The sequence below is a fragment of the Myxococcus sp. CA056 genome (assembly GCF_013336715.1).
In the GTDB taxonomy this organism is placed as follows: Bacteria; Myxococcota; Myxococcia; order Myxococcales; family Myxococcaceae; genus Myxococcus; species Myxococcus llanfairpwllgwyngyllgogerychwyrndrobwllllantysiliogogogochensis.
The window spans coordinates 918,825-934,988 of the sequence record NZ_JABUMT010000003.1; the positions used below are offsets into that span (position 1 = coordinate 918,825).

At 70.4% G+C, this 16,164-nt stretch carries 16 protein-coding genes; 9 read left to right on the forward strand and 7 right to left on the reverse strand.

Going from position 1 to position 16,164, the window contains the following annotated elements:
• Window positions 1-19 precede the first annotated feature (19 nt).
• Window positions 20-940, forward strand: a complete 921-nt coding sequence (locus HUA76_RS18275) for a hypothetical protein (RefSeq protein WP_141644916.1) — start codon at window positions 20-22, stop codon at window positions 938-940.
• A 9-nt stretch (window positions 941-949) separates the two neighbouring features.
• Here HUA76_RS18275 and HUA76_RS18280 read toward each other — a convergent pair whose 3' ends face one another.
• Window positions 950-1,675: a glycerophosphodiester phosphodiesterase family protein gene (locus HUA76_RS18280; RefSeq protein WP_141644915.1), complete on the reverse strand. Its 726-nt coding sequence runs from the start codon at window positions 1,673-1,675 to the stop codon at window positions 950-952.
• A 113-nt stretch (window positions 1,676-1,788) separates the two neighbouring features.
• On the opposite strand from HUA76_RS18280, the gene HUA76_RS18285 reads away from it, so the two are divergent.
• Window positions 1,789-2,016 carry a twin-arginine translocase TatA/TatE family subunit gene (locus HUA76_RS18285; RefSeq protein ID WP_141644922.1) on the forward strand — a complete coding sequence of 76 codons (228 nt, stop codon included), beginning with the start codon at window positions 1,789-1,791 and terminating at the stop codon, window positions 2,014-2,016.
• A gap of 27 nt (window positions 2,017-2,043) precedes the next feature.
• On the opposite strand, the gene HUA76_RS18290 is transcribed toward HUA76_RS18285, so the two are convergent.
• Window positions 2,044-2,853, reverse strand: coding sequence for a hypothetical protein (locus HUA76_RS18290; RefSeq protein WP_174452999.1), 810 nt, complete (start codon window positions 2,851-2,853; stop codon window positions 2,044-2,046).
• A gap of 5 nt (window positions 2,854-2,858) precedes the next feature.
• Window positions 2,859-5,552, reverse strand: coding sequence for a zinc-ribbon domain-containing protein (locus tag HUA76_RS18295; protein ID WP_174461577.1), 2,694 nt, complete (start codon window positions 5,550-5,552; stop codon window positions 2,859-2,861).
• A gap of 162 nt (window positions 5,553-5,714) precedes the next feature.
• On the opposite strand from HUA76_RS18295, the gene HUA76_RS18300 reads away from it, so the two are divergent.
• Window positions 5,715-6,380: a polyhydroxyalkanoate synthesis regulator DNA-binding domain-containing protein gene (locus tag HUA76_RS18300; protein ID WP_174452997.1), complete on the forward strand. Its 666-nt coding sequence runs from the start codon at window positions 5,715-5,717 to the stop codon at window positions 6,378-6,380.
• Here the strand turns inward: HUA76_RS18300 and HUA76_RS18305 are convergent.
• On the reverse strand, window positions 6,377-7,180 hold the full coding sequence (locus HUA76_RS18305; protein WP_174461578.1) for a ParA family protein: 804 nt from the start codon (window positions 7,178-7,180) through the stop codon (window positions 6,377-6,379). The genes HUA76_RS18300 and HUA76_RS18305 overlap by 4 nt on opposite strands.
• Window positions 7,181-7,213: 33 nt before the next feature.
• Window positions 7,214-7,525, reverse strand: coding sequence for a hypothetical protein (locus HUA76_RS18310; RefSeq protein ID WP_141644921.1), 312 nt, complete (start codon window positions 7,523-7,525; stop codon window positions 7,214-7,216).
• 165 nt (window positions 7,526-7,690) lie between these two features.
• Between HUA76_RS18310 and HUA76_RS18315 the strand changes: the two genes are divergently transcribed.
• The 4 genes from HUA76_RS18315 (at window position 7,691) to HUA76_RS18330 (ending at window position 12,288) form a co-directional block, all read left to right on the forward strand.
• On the forward strand, window positions 7,691-8,605 hold the full coding sequence (locus HUA76_RS18315; RefSeq protein WP_141644910.1) for an ArsA family ATPase: 915 nt from the start codon (window positions 7,691-7,693) through the stop codon (window positions 8,603-8,605).
• Window positions 8,602-9,714, forward strand: a complete 1,113-nt coding sequence (locus tag HUA76_RS18320) for an ArsA-related P-loop ATPase (RefSeq protein WP_174461579.1) — start codon at window positions 8,602-8,604, stop codon at window positions 9,712-9,714. Before HUA76_RS18315 ends, HUA76_RS18320 begins: the two co-directional genes overlap by 4 nt.
• 182 nt (window positions 9,715-9,896) lie before the next feature.
• A complete protein-coding gene (locus HUA76_RS18325) occupies window positions 9,897-11,033 on the forward strand; it encodes a tetratricopeptide repeat protein (RefSeq protein ID WP_141644920.1) in 1,137 nt (378 codons plus the stop codon).
• Between the two features lie 61 nt (window positions 11,034-11,094).
• Complete coding sequence (locus HUA76_RS18330; RefSeq protein WP_174461580.1) at window positions 11,095-12,288, forward strand: M48 family metalloprotease; 1,194 nt, start codon at window positions 11,095-11,097, stop codon at window positions 12,286-12,288.
• Between the two features lie 134 nt (window positions 12,289-12,422).
• Here HUA76_RS18330 and HUA76_RS18335 read toward each other — a convergent pair whose 3' ends face one another.
• Window positions 12,423-12,947: a tetratricopeptide repeat protein gene (locus tag HUA76_RS18335; protein WP_141644907.1), complete on the reverse strand. Its 525-nt coding sequence runs from the start codon at window positions 12,945-12,947 to the stop codon at window positions 12,423-12,425.
• 6 nt (window positions 12,948-12,953) lie between these two features.
• Window positions 12,954-14,438 carry a hypothetical protein gene (locus HUA76_RS18340; protein ID WP_174461581.1) on the reverse strand — a complete coding sequence of 495 codons (1,485 nt, stop codon included), beginning with the start codon at window positions 14,436-14,438 and terminating at the stop codon, window positions 12,954-12,956.
• A gap of 192 nt (window positions 14,439-14,630) precedes the next feature.
• Between HUA76_RS18340 and ruvX the strand changes: the two genes are divergently transcribed.
• Both ruvX and mltG read left to right on the forward strand, forming a co-directional pair.
• A complete protein-coding gene (gene ruvX, locus HUA76_RS18345; protein WP_141644905.1) occupies window positions 14,631-15,101 on the forward strand; it encodes a Holliday junction resolvase RuvX in 471 nt (156 codons plus the stop codon).
• The gene (gene mltG / locus HUA76_RS18350) at window positions 15,098-16,159 is read left to right on the forward strand and encodes an endolytic transglycosylase MltG (RefSeq protein ID WP_174461582.1); all 1,062 of its coding nucleotides are present in this window, start codon (window positions 15,098-15,100) and stop codon (window positions 16,157-16,159) included. The genes ruvX and mltG overlap by 4 nt, the downstream gene beginning before the upstream one ends.
• Window positions 16,160-16,164: the final 5 nt, after the last annotated feature.

Below are 16,164 nucleotides of genomic sequence, written 5' to 3' on the forward strand. Positions count from 1 at the left end.
CCGGGAGGCGGTGACTCGAATGCGGACGTTCAGTCGGTGGCTCGCCCTGGCGGCGTGTGTCTCGGGAGCGACCGCATACGCGGACGACAACGATTTGCGCATCGCCGACTTCGGAGATCCGAAGGCGATGCAGGGCGGAGCGCTCACCAACGCCGCCGCGAACGCGAACTTCCGCGCCTTCGCCCGCGTCATGGGCGCCGCCATCACCTCGGCGAACCTGATGCCGCCGGAGACGACGGGGCACTCGGCCTGGGCCGTCAACGCGGAGCTGTCCGTGGTGTCGCTGCCGGACAGCGTGCGCATCCCCACGGAGAACCCGGAGCAGCCCTCCACGGTGCTCATCCCCTCCTTCCACGTGCGCAAGGGCCTGCCCTTCTCGCTGGAGCTGGGCGGGCGCGTGGGCTGGGTGGAGAAGAGCAGTCAGGTGGTGGCCACCGGCGAGGTGAAGTGGGCCGTCAACGAGGGCTTCACGTGGCTGCCGGACGTGGGCCTGCGCGGACATGTGACGAAGCTGTTCGGCGCCCGGGACTTGAGCCTGACGGTGATGGGCCTGGACATCGGCGTGGGCAAGCAGTTCCCCCTGGGCGGCATGGTGACGCTGACGCCCTACGGAGGCCTGGACCTGGGCTTCGTCGGGGCCACCACGAGCCGCCTCGACTTCGACCCCTCGCGCAGCTACGAGGACTCCACCGTGGGCGACTCGCGCGGTGCGCTGACGGGCACGGACAACTACGCCAAGGTTTCCTTCGGCGACAACGTGAACCAGCGCATCTACGGCGGCGTGCGCTTCATCGGCGGCGTGCTGCAGCTGGGCGCGGAGCTGTCGCTCACGCGCACGGGCAGCGTCGAGACGCCTCGCGCGGACAATCCGAACGCGCTGGAGGACCGGGGTCTCCCGGCGGTGTTCGCCTTCAGCACCACGCTCGGCCTGGACTTCTAGGCACGGCGGTCAGGCCGCGGCGCGCAGGGCCTCCCGCAGCGCGCCGGGCCGGTTGGTGATGAGGTAGCTGACCCCCATCTGCTCCAGCGCGCGGGCCCTCGCGGCGTCGTCCACCGTCCAGGTGGCCACCCGCAGCCCCGCGGCGCGCCAGGTGGCGACCCGCTCCGGAGTGCAGTCCTCGTAGTAGGGGTGCACTGAGTGGGACGAGACGAGCGGGCTCACCGCGTACGCGTGCACGCCCCAGCGCCGGTCCGGGTCGATGAGGTAGCCCCGCCGCAGCTCGGGCGCGACGGCGAGGAGGCGGAAGAGGCACAGCGGGTTGAAGCTGGAGACGACCACGCGCTCAGCCAGTCCCCGGCGGCGCACCAGGTCCGCCACCTTCTGGGAGAGCCCGTCGTCGTCGAACCGGTCGCACTTCAGCTCGATGTTGACGATGAGCTGCGGCGGTAGCGCGTCCAGCACATCCTCCAGCAGGGGGATGCGCGCCGGAGCGAAGCCCAGTGACGTCCCCACGTCGGCGCGTTGCAGCTTCCACCAGGGCGTGTGGCGCACCTCCCAGGGAAGCCGCGCCAGCCGCTCCAGCCGCTCATCGTGGCAGACCACCACCTCGCCCGAGCCGCACACCATGGCGTCCAGCTCCACGCCGTCGGCACCCTGCCGGGCGGCCTCGGCGAAGGCTTCCAGGGTGTTCTCGGGGGCGTCAGCCGAGGCGCCTCGGTGGGCAAGCAGGAGCATGGGCCGCAGTGTGCGATGGAAGCCGGTCCGTGCGCAGCAGAAGAGCGGACGGGCGTCCACGGGTGGACGCGCGGCTTGCCTCCCCTGCTCCTTTGCTGCACTGTGCCCTCATCATGTTGGGCCTCGGCCTCGGAGAAATCATCGTCCTCGGCTTCATCCTGCTGGTGGTCTTCTCGGCCGCCCGGATGGGTCAGCTTGGCAACGCGGTGGGCAAGTTCGTCTACTCGTTCCGCAAGGCGTCCAAGGGCGAGGACCTGGTCGACGCGAAGTCGCTGCCGTCCTCGCGCCGGGGCTCCACCGACGCCGAGTACAGCGAGCACGACTCACCGCGCCGCCGCTAGTCCGCTCGTCCCCTCTTCCACTCCCGTTCAGTCGTGGGAGTGACGGGCTCCGCGTGGGGGCTCGGGCGACTCCTCGCTCGTGGGTCGCTGCGCCGCGGGCCCTTCCGTCAGCAGTCGCGCGGCCTGCTCCCTCAGGGACAGGTGCAGCGCGGTGCTCGACGTGATCTCGCGCAAGTCACTGGTGTTGAGCAGGGGGACGATTTTCGCGCCGATTTCAGGGGGCAGGTACGGGTTGAAGACGAGCGCGCGGCGCACCGCATGGCGCACGGACCAGCGGGCGGACCTCCAGATTTCCAGCAAGGGCTCGGGACGGGCCGGACGGCGGGCGGCGATGCGCACCACCAGGTCCTCGGTGAGTCGCGGATTGATGAGGACGTTGCGCAGCACGGACGGGTTGCTGACGGTGGCCAGGCGCGACAGCGTGTCCGGGTCCCTGGTGAGCCGGGCCTGCTGCTTGAGGTGACCCAGCGACTGGGAGAAGGCGTTGGCGTCCGCCCGCGCGGCGGCATCCGGGTTCATCTCGCGCTTCGCCGGGCCCTGGGCGAACAGGTCCGCCACCGAGTCGAGCGCCTGCACGTGGGCGAGCCTGCGCAGCTCGGTGACGTGGGGAATGTGTTCCGCCTCCTGCTCCAGCGCGGCCAGGAAGTCGGACAGCACGCAGGTGGCGGGCTCCCAGCCGTGACGCGAGAGGGAGATGAGGTGACCCACCAGCTCATTCGCGTCGAACGGGTCACCGCGCGACAACTCCCTCGCGGCGGCCTTGCGGCGCACTTCGGCCCCGCCACCCAGCGCGTGGAGGAACCTGGCGACGTTGCGTGCGTCGTCCACTGAGGGCATGGCGCTTACTCCGTGGGCGCGGCCTGGGCGGGTGCCTGAGGCGGCGCGGCCTCCGTCGGTGCGGGAGCGGCCTCGGCGGGTGGCGGGACGGCCTCCACGGTGACTTCGAGCCGGAAGCTCCCGAGGGCCGCCGGATACTCGTGGAACACGAGGAGGAAGGGCACGCGGGCCCCAGGCGCCACGGACACGGCGCCCGCGTCCAGGCGCTTGCGCAGCGCTTGAGCCGCCTCCGCGTTGCCCACGGCGTGGAGTTCCTCGGGAGTCGCCACCAGCCCCGCGAGCCCCTCGACGGAGCGCACGCGCTGGTCGCCATCGAAGAGGGCGCCTCGCACGCGGATGTGGGTCGCCGACGCGGTCCGGTTCTCCGCGTCACCCCGGATGAAGAAGAGCGGGCGCCCCGCCTGCGTCTCGAACAGGCCGTTGGAGACGTCGAGCGCCACCAGCGGCTTGGGGGCGGGGACGACGAGGGCGCGCAGGTTCTCGGGCGACAGCACCGACAGGTCCAGTCGACCTTCGCTCAGATAGACGCTGCCCACCGCGCCCAGTCCCACCACGAGCGCCGCGGCCACCATGAGGTTGACGAGCAGCGCCGTCACCTTGCGCGCGCGACTCGGCGGCCGGGCCTGGGGAATGCCGACGTCTTCCGGCCGGGCCGTGGGCTTGGCCACGGAGACCACGGGCGCGGCGGACATCTGCGGGTCCAGTTCGAGCACCTCGCGCTGCCCCACTCCCGCCCCGCCAATGCGGCCGAGCGTGACTCCTCCGAAGTCCAGGCCCTCTTCCGGGGGAGGAACGTCGTCAAGGAGCGAACCCGTCGAGTGCGCCTGGGAGTCATCGAGCCCGAGCGCGCCCTGGGACGAAGTGCCGAACAGCGCGGCGCGCCCGGTGTCGGAGGGCTGCAGGCCCGCGTGCTCACCGAAGTCGCCGTCCGAGGAGAGGTCGAACAGGTCCTGGGCACCCGCGGGCGGCGCCGAGGGTGACTCGAAGCCCGCCCCGGCGGCCGGGTGCGGAGGACGGCCGGGCATCGTCGCGTCGCCCAGGTCGAGCGCACCAAACGGGTCCGCGCCCCCCGGAGCCGACTGGAGCGGAGGGCGGCCGGGCATCGTCGCGTCGCCCAGGTCGAGCGCACCAAACGGGTCCGCGCCCCCCGGAGCCGACTGGAGCGGAGGACGGCCGGGCACCGTCGCGTCTTCAGGCCCGGAGAACAGCGCCGCACGGGCCGACGGAGCAGCCCCCTGATGCGGAGGCCGTCCCGCCTGCGTCGCGTCGTCGGGCCCGGTGAAGGAGGCTCCCGGCTGGGCAGCGCGCGCTGGAGGCGCGGTGAGGGGAGCTCCCGCCGAGACCGCACGCGGCGCGGACGCGCCAACAGATGCTCCCGTCGGGGCGGCAGGTGGTGCGGACGCGGCAACAGGTGCTCCCGCCGGTGCCGAGCGTGGCGCCGCGACAGGTGCTCCCACCGAGGCCGCACGTGGCGCCGCGACAGCAGCTCCCGCCGGAGCAGCATGTGGCGCGGAGCCACCCGCCGAGGGCGCACGTGCTCCCGACGGAGCCCCCGCGCCACCGCGCGCGGCCGGGGCACTCGGCGGCGCCCCGCGTGAAGCAGGTGCCACCGGCGAGAACGACGGCTGTCCCGCCATCGTCGAGTCGTCGATGTCGATGGACGCGAACGGGTCGTCCTCCACGCTGGGAGGAGCGGACGCGACGGGCGCGGCCTGGGCGGGCGGACTGCCCACCATCGTCGAGTCGTCGATGTCGATGGACGCGAACGGGTCGTCATCCACGGCGGGCGGCGCGGGAGGAGCCGCTCGCGAGCCGGGAGCCGACGGGCGTCGGTCGGCGATGCTGGGCCCCGTCACGGGCGCGGGCAGCGCGTCGAATGGATCCGCGCCCCCAGGCATCGGGGCGGAGAGGAAGTCAGCGAATGGGTCGTCCGCGTCGGGCGCCGGGGGCGAAGCACTGCCCGCGAGAGCCCCCGAGCCGGGCGGCGGCGGGGGAACGGCTCCCCCACCCTGGCGCAATGCGGCGGGCGGAGGGGGCGGCGGCATGGCGCGAGCCGCCATCCCACCCGGTGGCGCGCTCCGAGGGGAGGCAACTCCCGGCCCGGCCCGCAGGGAACTGGGGGCAAAGCCCGGCAAGGGCACGGCGCCAGCCGGCATCGGCGCGCCATCCTCGACAGGAGGGGGCACCGCGCCGCCGTACAGCCCCGTCGAAGTGTCGACAGGTGGACGAATGGCTTCGGGCGGTGCGGGCAGGGGCACGGCGCCCCCGTTGCGCGCCGCGGCGACACCCGGCGCGCCCGAAGCCTGGAGCGGAGGCCGCGGCATCGGACCGATGCGCGTGGGCTCGCGGAAGACTCCGTCCTCCGTATCGAGTTCCCCGTCCATGCTGTTCCAGGAGGGGTTCTCGGACGAGGACGGCGAGCCCGACAGAGCGCGCGTGGCCGCGACGCCCTGGGCGAAGAAGCCGGGGCGCGTGACTTCCACGCCCTTGGGGTCGGGAGCGACACCGAACTCGGCGAAGGGGTCGGCCTGCCCGGCCGAGGAGGGAGGCGAGGACGCACCGGCATCCTCCCCGCCAGGTTCGCGGGTGACGCGGAACGTGTTCTGACATTTGGTGCAGCGGACCTTGACCCCCTTATCGGTCACCTTCTCGTCGGGGATCTTGAACCGCGTCTGGCACCGCGCGCACTTGACGATCATTCAGGCCTGGGGCGGGGACGAGTATAGGGCCACCGGGCGAGTACGGCGAGTCGGGTTCTCGCTGCTTGCTCGCCTCCAACCCCTCTGGTACGAGGTTCGCCCCTGCGAGACTCAGACATGGAAGCTGGCTTTGAGTCGAGCCCAAAAGGGGCGGAGAGACCGATGAGCGAGGCCGAGCAAGCAGGCGCTCCGAGCAAGGAGCCGAAGATCATCAAGCGGTACACGAACCGAAAACTCTACGACACCGTGGAGAGCAGGTACGTGACGCTGGATGAGATCGCCGCGATGATCAAGGAGGGCACCGAGGTGCGGATTGTCGATAACCGCACGAAAGAAGACCTGACCTCGGTCACCCTCGCGCAGATCATCTTCGAGGAGGAGAAGAAGAAGAACCAGATGCCGCTGTCGGTGCTCCGGGAAATCATCCGTCACCCTGGCGAGTCCATCTCTGGTTTCATCCAGAAGGAGGTCACTCCCCGCGTCGCCTCCATCCGAGAGGAAGCGGAATCCCGTCTCGACAAGCTCCTGCGTCGCGAGGAAGCCGCCAAGGCGGGCATCCCCGAGGCCGCCGCCGCCACCGAGGAGCCCCTGCAGGCCGCTGACTCGGCTGCCGCCGGTGGCCTGTCCCCCGCCGACCTGCTCAAGGCCAGCCAGCGCGCCTTCGAGGACTGGCAGCGGAAGATCGACGAGCGCGTCAAGCACGTCGTCGAGAACCTGACCGGCAACCTCCCCGCCCTGGGCCGCGACATGCAGTCGCTCACCCAGCGTCTGGAGGAGCTGGAGAAGAAGCTCGAGCAGTTCGAGCAGCAGAAGAAGCAGGAACCCTAGTCGGCTCGCGCCGCCCGCTTCCGTTTCCGGGGAGCGGGCCCACCGTGGATTTCCGCGGCGATGGCCGACAGCATCCGCGCCCCTCGGCTCCGGGGCGCGTACTCGAAGATGGTCTTCCCGTGGCTCTGCGCCTCGTCCACCTTGACGTCGTAGCCCAGGGGCGTGGTGGCCAGTGAGTCCGGGAAGTACGCCCGGAGCCGCTCCAGAATCGCCGTGGCCAGGGCCGTCTTCCGGTACAGCGTGGGCACCACCTTGGTGACGCTCAGCTCCGGACGTCCCTCGGCTTCGCCCACCTGCCGCACCGTGTCCGCCACCTCCGCACAGCCGTCCAGCGCCAGGTACGTCAGCGCCACGGGCACCACCACCTCCGTGGCGGCGACGAGGATGTTGCGCGTCGTGAGCCCCATGGACGGCGGCGAGTCGAAGACGACGGCGTCGTAGCCCGCCTCCCGAGCCGCCTCCAACCGGTCCGCCAGCCGGTGGGCCCGGCGAGCGTCCGCCGCCACCACCACGGGGAAGTCCGCCATCTCCTTGTACGCGGGCAGCACATCCAGCCTGGGCACGGCCGAGGGGCGCACCACGTCCTCGAGGCGGACCGAGTCGTCGGTCAACAGGTGGAAGACGTTGCGAGAAAGCGTGCGCACGTCCAGGCCGAGCGCCTTGCCGGCGTGCCCCTGGGTATCCAGGTCCACCAGCAGCACCCGCAAGTCCCGCTCCTTCGCGAGCCACGCGGCGGTGTTCACCGCCAGCGTCGTCTTGCAGGTGCCGCCCTTCTCGTTGATGAAGGCGATGCGCCGCATGGGCCTTGGACTCCCCGGCTCGGGTCCGGGTGCTTACTTCTTCGACGACGGCGCCTTCTGCGCCACCAGGGTGTCCACCTTGCTCTCCACCGACGCGAGCAGCCGCTCCAGGTCATCCACCTTCGCGCGCAGCTGCTCCAGGTCCGCGGTGGACGGCAGGTTCATCGCCGACAGGGCCGAGCGCAGGGCGCTGTCCAACGTGCCCTTCGCCGCCAGCGAGCGCGACACCAGCGTCTGCACCGTCGCCACGAACTTCTCGTTCGACAGGAGCTGCTGCGCCAGCTTGCCGACGCGCTCCTCGCCCGTCTCGACGAGCTTCTTCATCATCGGGTTGTTCTTGAGCATGGGAATCAGGAGCTTCACCCGCGCGGGAGACACCCGCCAACAGGACGTCGGGAAAAAGACGCCGCACTCTGCGAGGGGGCAACGCGACGTGTCAAGCAGGGCAACACCCCTTGGCCAAACGCGTTGACTCCTGGAGACACGATTCCTACGGTTCGCCGCTCTCTTATGGCAGGGCTCCTGGACAAGCGGTTGTGGGTCGTCTCCGGCAAGGGCGGCGTGGGCAAGAGCACGGTTGCCGCGGCGCTCGCCCTTCGCTCGGCGCGCGCGGGGCGAAGGACGTTGGTGTGCGAGGTGAACACGCAGGAGCGCATCAGTCGCTTCCTGGAGCACCCCGCCGCCGGCCCCGAAGTCACCTTGTTGGAAGAGAACCTCTGGGCGGTGGACGTGCGTCCGCAGGAGGCCATGCGCGAGTACGGCCTCATGGTGCTGCGCTTCGAGGCCCTCTACAAAACGGTCTTCGAGAACCGGCTGGTGCGCTACTTCCTGCGCTTCATCCCGTCCCTGCAGGAGCTCGTCCTGCTGGGGAAGATCATGTACCACCTGCAGGAGAAGCTCCCCGACGGCAGGTGGCGCTTCGACACCATCGTCCTGGACGCGCCGGCCACCGGTCACGCCATCTCCTTCCTCAGCGTGCCGCACGTGCTCGTGCAGACGGTGCCTCAGGGGCCCATGTCCCGCGAGGCGCAGAAGATGCGAGACCTGCTGGTGGACCCGTCGGTGACGGCGGCGGTGCTGGTGGCGCTCCCGGAGGAGATGCCGGTGAACGAGGCGCTGGAGCTGCACGCGGCGCTCAAGGACAAGGTGCACATCCGCACGCACGCGGCGGTGCTCAACCAGTCCATCCCGGAGCGCTTCACGGAGGCGGACCTGGAAGCGCTGGTGGGCCACCCCGAGCTGCACCGGGTGGCGCAAGCGAACCATGACCGCGCGTCGCTGACGGTGCTCGCGGGCACCAAACTGGAGCGCAACCTTCACGCGCCGGTGTTCACCGTCCCCCGGCTGTACCTCCCCACCTTCGGTCGGGATGCGATTGAACAGGTCATGGGCCACCTCGAAGCACTGGTGATGGGGGAGAAGTGAGCACGACGGCCCTCGGTCCCGCGCTCGCCAAGAAGCGCGTCCTCATCTGCGTCGGCTCCGGCGGTGTCGGCAAGACGACAGTCGCGGCCACCCTGGCCCTGCGCGCGGCGGTGGACGGCCGCGGCAGCCTGGTGTGCACCATCGACCCGGCGAAGCGCCTGGCCAACTCGCTGGGCCTGTCCGCCCTGGGCAACGCGGAGACGCAGGTGCCGTCCTCCGCGCTGGAGCCGCTGGGCGTGACGGCCCGCGCGTCCCTCCACGCGATGATGCTGGACATGAAGCAGACGTGGGATGACCTCATCACCCGCGTCGCGCCGCCCGACCAGCGCGAGCGCATCCTCGCCAACCGCTTCTACCAGTCGCTCTCCACGGCCCTGGCGGGCAGCCAGGAATACATCGCCATGGAGAAGGTGTGGGAGCTGCGCCGCAAGGGCGAGTACGAGCTCGTCGTGCTCGACACACCGCCCACGGCCCACGCCCTGGACTTCCTCGACGCGCCCAACCGCGTCCTCGACTTCCTGGACAACGAGGCGGCGAAGTGGCTGCTGGCCCCCGCGCTGAAGGCAGGCAAGTTCGGCCTGTCGCTGTTCAACCGCAGCGGCTACGTGCTGCGCGCGCTGTCCAAGTTCACCGGCACGGAGATGCTCCAGGAGCTGTCCAGCTTCATGCTGTCGCTGTCCGGCATGAACGAGGGCTTCCGCGAGCGCGCGCGCGGCGTGCGAGCCCTTCTGGAGGACGCCACCACGGGCTTCGTGCTGGTGACGAGCCCGCATCCGGAGCGCATGGATGAGGCCATCCACTTCAACACCCTGTTGAAGCAGCACCGGATGGAGGTGGTGGCGCTGGTGGTGAATCGCGTCCACCCGCTGCCCACCGAGGCCATGTGGGCGGACGCCGCCACGCTGACGCCCACCCGGCGCGCCAAGGTGGAGGAGACGCTGCGCGAGCTCCAGGTCCTGGCCGAGCAGGATGGACGCGGCATCGCCCAGCTCCAGGCCGCCTGCCCGGGCATCCCCCTGATTCAGGTGCCTCGCTTCGGACTGGACGTACACGACATCACCAGCCTGTGGCAGACGGGCCGCTTCCTGCTCGGCGACGACACCTTCTGAGGTCTGGACCGAGCACCCGGCCAGGCCCGCCCGGGAGGCGGCCAGCCGGGGCGGCACGAAACAGGGGGACGCATTAAACTGGGCGCGCCCACCTGAGCGGTGGGAACTCCAAGGGACGGTGCGTTGTCCTGAGGCGGCAAGGCCAGGAGGCGCATTCCGTGACGGGAAGCGAGCGGACGTACATGTCGGTCAGCCGTTGGTGGTGGGTAGTGGCCCTGGGGCTGGGCGTCACCGGATGTCGGACGACGGGCAGCGCCGCGCGTCCGGAGGCCTCCGAGTCAGGCCCGAAGCAGGAGCTCCAGTTCGACGCCGTGACGGTGACGGCGGACCTGGAGCTGGACAAGCTCAACGACGAGGAGCTCTTCGCCGGGGGGACGTCGGCCTTCGCGGCCAACGACTTCAAGCAGGCGGCGCGCTACTTCGGCCGGTTGGCGGACTTCCACCCCAACAGCCAGCACCGTCGCTCATCTCTCTACAACGCGGGCCTCGCCCACCAGCGCCTCAAGGAGTGGGAGGAGGCGTGGCACCGCTTCTCCGAGCTGGCGGACCCGGCCAAAGGCCAGGGTGACGCGCTGGACGCGTCCTTCCGCGTGGCGGAGACGCAGTACCACCTGGAGCGCTACGACGAGGCCATCGCGGTGTTGACCACCATCGCCGCGCGCGAGGACCTCCCGGCCAACCGCCGAATCGAGGCCCGGGTGCAGCAGGGCGTCTGCGAGCTGGAGGCGGGCCGCACCGACGCCGCGGAGGCCACGCTGCGCAAGGCCATCTCGTCCTACGAGGCCCTGGCCGACAAGGACGAGGTGGATGACTACTTCCCCGCGCAGGCGCACTTCTTCATGGGGGAGCTGTACCGGCTGCACTACGAGAACGTGAAGCTGGACCCGGCCAAGGGCGCCGACAAGCTCGCCGAGGACCTCAACTACAAGGCGGAGCTGCTCCTGTCCGCGCAGGGGCACTACCTGCGCTCCATCCGCGTGGGCAACGGCTACTGGGCCACCGCCGCGGGCTCGCAGATTGGCGCGCTGTACGAGGACCTCTACGCGCAGATGGTGAGCTCACCGGCGCCCTCGGAGCTCAACGCCGAGGAGTCCGTCGTCTACCGACAGGAGCTGCGGAAGAAGATTCGCGTGCTGCTCACCAAGTCCATCAACATCTACGAGCGCACCCTGGAGACGGCCGAACGCATCGGCTCGCAGAGCGCCTTCGTGGACCGCACGCGGGAGAGCCTCGCCAAGGTGAAGGCCCTGCTCCTGGCGGACGCGGAAGGGGAGCCCGTCCCCGCCCCACCCGCCTCCGAGCTGGAGCCCCATACGTAGACCGGTGGACCACCCCTGGCTGGGCAGCCAGGGGCCGCGCGGCGTAGCCTGGGGACTTCGCATGGAGCCCCTCTTCACGCCCGAGCAACTGGCGGAGATTCACGCCTACCACCTGCCCTACTACGTCCGGGCCGCGGTGGACCCCTTCGCGCGGCTTGCCCTGCTGGCGCTGCTCCTGGGCGTGCTCGTCCGCCCCTTCTTCCGCATGGCCACGGCGGCCGCGGCCGGCATGGAGCGCAGGCTCGGCTTCTTGCGCACCGCCCCCGTCAGCCGCGCCTTCTTTCGCGCCATGGACCGGCTGTGGGGTGAGTCGGGCTGGGGCGCGGCCGTCCTCTTCGCCTTGATGACGGACCTGTTCGTGAAGCTCGTCTACGCGCCGGTGGACATCTGGTTCGCGTACTCGCTGGAGCACCAGCACTGCATGTCCAACTACACCCCGGCCGCCTTCGCCCGGGACATGCTCAAGGGCCACCTGCTGGGAGCGCTCGCCATCGCGGCGCTCGTCATCGGCCTGTACGGCCTGGCCCGTCGCACGCGCCACTGGTGGTGGATTCTGGGCGTGCCCGTCGCCCTGCTCCTGCTCGTCTCCTCCGCGCTGGACCCGTACCGGGGGCGCCTCTACTTCGACCAGCACCCCCTTCCCGCGGGCCCCTTGCGCACGCGGATGACGGAGCTGATGACCCAGGCGGACATCGCCTTCTCCGACGTGCTGGTGGAGAAGACCTCCATCGCCTCGCGACGGCTCCAGGCGTACTTCGCGGGCCAGGGCCCCACGCGCACCATCGTCCTCAACGACATCATCCTGCAGGAGCTCACCGAGGACGAGGTGCTCGCCGCCGTGGCCCACGAGGCGGGCCATGTGCATGAGCCGAAGTGGCCCGGCCGCATCGCCTCCTCGCTGGCCCTGGTGGCGCTCCTCTTCGCCATCGACCGACTCCTGCGCGCCGCCTCCACGCGGGGCTGGTTCGGCACCACGCGCTTCGCGGACATCCGCACCCTCCCCCTGCTCTCCCTGCTCCTGTCCGGCGTCCTCCTCGTCGGCGGCCCCATCGCCGGGGCCTTCTCTCGCGAGCGCGAGCGCGAGGCGGACCGCTACGCGCTGCGCCTCACCCACGATGTCGACGCGTTCCGCCGCATGCTGGTGAAGGCCGCCCGCGTGAACAAGATGGACCCCGCGCCCCCCCGCTGGGTCGTCCTCAAGGGACAGAGCCATCCCCCCATTGGCGAGCGGCTCGCCGACCTGCCTCAACCCTGACGCGACACGAAAAAGCGGCCGGCAGGTGGGCTCCCCCATTTCCCGTTCCCTCTCCACCCGAGCCCACCCGCCGACAGCCGCCGCCGGGCCACTCCCCCGAGCGCCGGCGGCACCACACCCACCCCCGCGCCCAGCTACGGCTGCTGGGCGTCCTGCTTCAGCTTCTCCACCGCCACCAGGGTGATGGCCTTCACCAGCGCCCTCGCCCGGCGGCCCGCCGCCGTCTCACCGTGCGGATCCACCTCCACGGCGTTGGAGAGGTCCGTGAACCCCTGCCGCTCCCCCTTGCGCAGGTACAACTCCCCCCGATTCGCCAGCGCCACCGGATGCGCGGCATCCCTCGCCAGCGCCGCGCTGTACTCCGCGATGGCTTCCTCCAGCCTCCCGAGCTTCTGGTACACGGTGCCCAGCGCCGCGCGAGCCCCCGCGTCCCTCGGGTTCCCCGCCACCAGGCCCTCGAAGAGGATGCGCGCCTCCTCCAGCCGCCCCGCCGCGGCCAGGTCACATCCCACCTGCGCAATCGCCTTCGCCTCCTCGAAGGTCATCCCCTCCACCTCCGCCCACGTCGCCTCGCCCCGCGCGAAGGACTTCATCCGCTGCACCGCGCCGCTCTCCATCCGCATCGCCTCGGCCCCTTCGTGTTTGATGACGCGTCCCATGGCTCCTCAGGCCCCGCGCAGATTGGAGATGGCCGTCTTCGCCATCTCGTTGAACTTCGCGGACATGTTGCTCATCAGGTCGAACATGGACTTGCGCTTCTCCAGCAGTCGCTGAAGCCGCAGCTCCAGTTCGCGCATGTTCCCGTCGAGCGTCGCCGCCTTCTTCTTGTCCGCGTCCGACGTGCCCAGCGCCGCGCGGTCCTCCCCCGCGCTCGCCATGCTTTCCATGACCTGGAGAATCTCCGCGTCCGTCTCCGTGGAGATGGAGCCGAGGATGGCCTGCACCTTGTCCTCGATGCTCATGTTCGGGTTGTCGACGATGGAGCGCGCGCTCGAGCCCTTCGACGGGGACGTCGTCGTCTTCGAGCCGCCCGACAGTGCCAGCTCCGCCTTCACATCCAGCAATCCGATGATGCCGTCGCGGCCGTCGATGCCCGCCGCCATCTCCAGCCGGTCGAAGTACAGCGGGTTGTCCTTGAAGAACTGCGCGGCCTTCTTCAGCGTCGAGGACGCCGCGGGGCTCAAGAGCAGCGCCGCCATGTCCTCGCGCGTGACGCGGTCATCCTTCGTCCCCGACGCCGTGTCGAACGTGCCCCAGTTGTCGCGCAGCACCGCCACCGCCTCGAGGTACTCGCGAAAATCCGGGTCCTTCGACGTGGGCGGCTTGCCACCGCCACCCACCGGGCCCGTTCCTCCCCCCGTGCCCGGTGACGAAGTGCCCGGCGAAGGGCCACCCGTGGACGGAGGACGCGTGCCCGGTGAAGGAGTGCCCGGCGATGGGCCTCCCGTGGTGGGAGGGCGCGTGCCCGGCGTCCCCGTCGAGGGCGGACACGTCTCCGGCTCGGGCTTCGGCGTCCGAGGGCGCTCCGGTCGTCCGTAGCGAGCGAACTCCTCGCCCACGCGCTTCAGCTCCGAGCGCACGCCCGACAGCTTGATGCGGTCGTCGTTGTACAGCCGCCCCACCACCGGCATGAACCGCGCGAGCAGCCCGCTCGAATCCACCCGCTCGAACAACGCCGCGTTCTCCGTCAGGAAGCGGGCCGCGCTTCGCAATTGCGGGGACAGGCTCGCGTCGTTGGCCGCGCGCCGCAGTTCGTCCTTCGACAGCGAGCCGGACTTCTTTCCATCCGCGAGGTCCAGCTGGTCGAAGTTCGCCTCAAGCACCTTCAGCGCGTCCTCGTAATCCAGCATCTTCGGGTCCAGCGCGCTGGTGCCCGTGGGCAGGATTGCCGCATAGCCCTCCGCCTTCGCCGCCGCTCCCCCCGAAGCCGATGCGTACTCCGTCTTCGCGGGCGGGTTCTTCTTCAAGTCCTCCGCCACCCCCACCACGCCGCTCGCCGCCAACAACACGTTGCCCGTCGCGACGCCCGCCGCCGTCTTGATGGAGTTGGAAACCAGGGGCGGCAGTCCCCCCGCGTCACCCGCCCCATTCATCGCCGTGCCCTCCGGGCTGGCCAGCAGGTTCGTCGCGCCCTTCAGAAAGTCCACCATGAGCCCTCCCGCGCGGCGTGTTGGAAGCAGTGCCGTGCGATGGGCCGTCGGGTTTGCAGAGAGGATGCCGCCTGACGGCTCGCACGTCGTCGCAGCGAATTCCGTCGGTTAGCCTGACTGACAGGCAAGGCGCGTCCCCGACGTCGGACGGAGCGGTCCGCGACGGAGGATTGCGGTTATGGTCCCCGGCACATGCGCACCTTCGGTTTGGACTTCGGAACCAAGACCATCGGCGTGGCCGTCTCGGATGGCCTGGGTCTCACCGCCCAGGGCGTCACCACCATCCGACGAACCTCGCTCAAGGCGGACCTCGCCGCCCTCGGCGCCCTGGCGCGCGAGCACGAGGTGGACCGCATGGTCATCGGACTGCCCCTCAACATGGACGGCTCCGAGGGCCCGCGCGCGGAGGCCTCGCGCAAGTTCGGGGACGCCGTGGCCCAGTCCCTCGGTGTCCAGGTGGAGCTGTGTGACGAGCGCCTGTCCACCGTGGCCGCCACCCGCACGCTCCTGGAAGCCGACGTCAGCCGAGCCCGCCGCAAGGAGGTCATCGACCAGGTGGCCGCGCAGTTCATCCTCCAGGGCTGGCTGGACGCCCGCCGCCCCCCGGAGACGGCACTGCACGCGGATGACTACGACGACTACGATTCGGAACCCTCGGAGTGAAGAAGGCCCTGGTCGCCGTGCTCGCGCTCGCCGTCCTCGCGGCGGCGGGCGTGGGAGGCTGGTACTTCCAGCAAGCGCGCCACCTCGACGACTTCGCCGACACGCCCTCCGCGCTGCCCGCGCCCGTGACGGTGGACGTTGCTCCTGGCACGGGGCCTCGCGCGCTCGCCCGGCTCCTGGCGGCCCAAGGCGTGGTGCCGGACGAGGAGCGGGCCTATCGCTACCTGCGCCAGGAGGGATTCGGGCCCCGACTGAAGGCCGGTGAGTACGAATTCCAGGGCCCCATCACTCCGGCCCAGGTCCTGGAGAGAATCGTCACCGGACAGGTGAAGTTGCACCGCTTCACCGTGCCGGAGGGACTGCGCGCGGAGGAAATCCTCCCCCTGCTCGCGGCGTCCGGAATCGGCCTCGACCTCCAGAAGCTCGAAGCGCTCACCACCGATGCGGCCTTCCTGAGAGAAGCAGGCGTGCCGGCGAAGTCCATCGAGGGCTTCCTCTTCCCGGACACGTACACCTTTTCCAAGGGCGTAGGCGAAGAGGCCGTGCTCGGGAAGATGGTGGCGCGAGCGCTGGAGGAATACGGGAAGGCGGACGCGGCGAGGCAGCCGGGCGTGAAGCTGAGCCTGCTGCAGACCTTCACGCTCGCTTCCATCGTGGAGAAGGAGACGGGAGCGCCCGAGGAGCGTCCGCGCATCGCCTGCGTCTTCCACAACCGACTCCGCAAGGGCATGCGCCTGGAGACGGACCCCACGGTGCTCTACGCCATGCGCCTCTTGCGCGGCGTCTTCACGAAGAACCTCACCCGCGCGGACCTCCAGACGCCGCACCCGTACAACACGTACAGGGTGTCGGGCCTGCCTCCGGGCCCCATCGCCAGCCCGGGCGCCGCGGCGCTCCAGGCCGCGCTCGCGCCCATGGCCTGCGAGGACCTCTTCTTCGTGTCACGCAACGACGGCACGCACCTCTTCTGCCCCACCTACGCCTGCCACCAGGCGCTCGTGAAGCAGTGGCAGGTGGAGTTCTTCCGCAAGCAGCAAGCAGCGCCCCGCAAGCCCTGAGGCCC

Bases quoted from the DNA above. Each gene is read 5' to 3' on its own strand.
- HUA76_RS18275 (WP_141644916.1), top strand. From the start codon at position 20: ATGCGGACGTTCAGTCGGTGGCTCGCCCTGGCGGCGTGTGTCTCGGGA.
- HUA76_RS18280 (WP_141644915.1), bottom strand. From the start codon at position 1,675: ATGCTCCTGCTTGCCCACCGAGGCGCCTCGGCTGACGCCCCCGAGAAC.
- HUA76_RS18285 (WP_141644922.1), top strand. From the start codon at position 1,789: ATGTTGGGCCTCGGCCTCGGAGAAATCATCGTCCTCGGCTTCATCCTG.
- HUA76_RS18290 (WP_174452999.1), bottom strand. From the start codon at position 2,853: ATGCCCTCAGTGGACGACGCACGCAACGTCGCCAGGTTCCTCCACGCG.
- HUA76_RS18295 (WP_174461577.1), bottom strand. From the start codon at position 5,552: ATGATCGTCAAGTGCGCGCGGTGCCAGACGCGGTTCAAGATCCCCGAC.
- HUA76_RS18300 (WP_174452997.1), top strand. From the start codon at position 5,715: ATGAGCGAGGCCGAGCAAGCAGGCGCTCCGAGCAAGGAGCCGAAGATC.
- HUA76_RS18305 (WP_174461578.1), bottom strand. From the start codon at position 7,180: ATGCGGCGCATCGCCTTCATCAACGAGAAGGGCGGCACCTGCAAGACG.
- HUA76_RS18310 (WP_141644921.1), bottom strand. From the start codon at position 7,525: ATGCTCAAGAACAACCCGATGATGAAGAAGCTCGTCGAGACGGGCGAG.
- HUA76_RS18315 (WP_141644910.1), top strand. From the start codon at position 7,691: ATGGCAGGGCTCCTGGACAAGCGGTTGTGGGTCGTCTCCGGCAAGGGC.
- HUA76_RS18325 (WP_141644920.1), top strand. From the start codon at position 9,897: ATGTCGGTCAGCCGTTGGTGGTGGGTAGTGGCCCTGGGGCTGGGCGTC.
- HUA76_RS18330 (WP_174461580.1), top strand. From the start codon at position 11,095: ATGGAGCCCCTCTTCACGCCCGAGCAACTGGCGGAGATTCACGCCTAC.
- HUA76_RS18335 (WP_141644907.1), bottom strand. From the start codon at position 12,947: ATGGGACGCGTCATCAAACACGAAGGGGCCGAGGCGATGCGGATGGAG.
- HUA76_RS18340 (WP_174461581.1), bottom strand. From the start codon at position 14,438: ATGGTGGACTTTCTGAAGGGCGCGACGAACCTGCTGGCCAGCCCGGAG.
- ruvX (WP_141644905.1), top strand. From the start codon at position 14,631: ATGCGCACCTTCGGTTTGGACTTCGGAACCAAGACCATCGGCGTGGCC.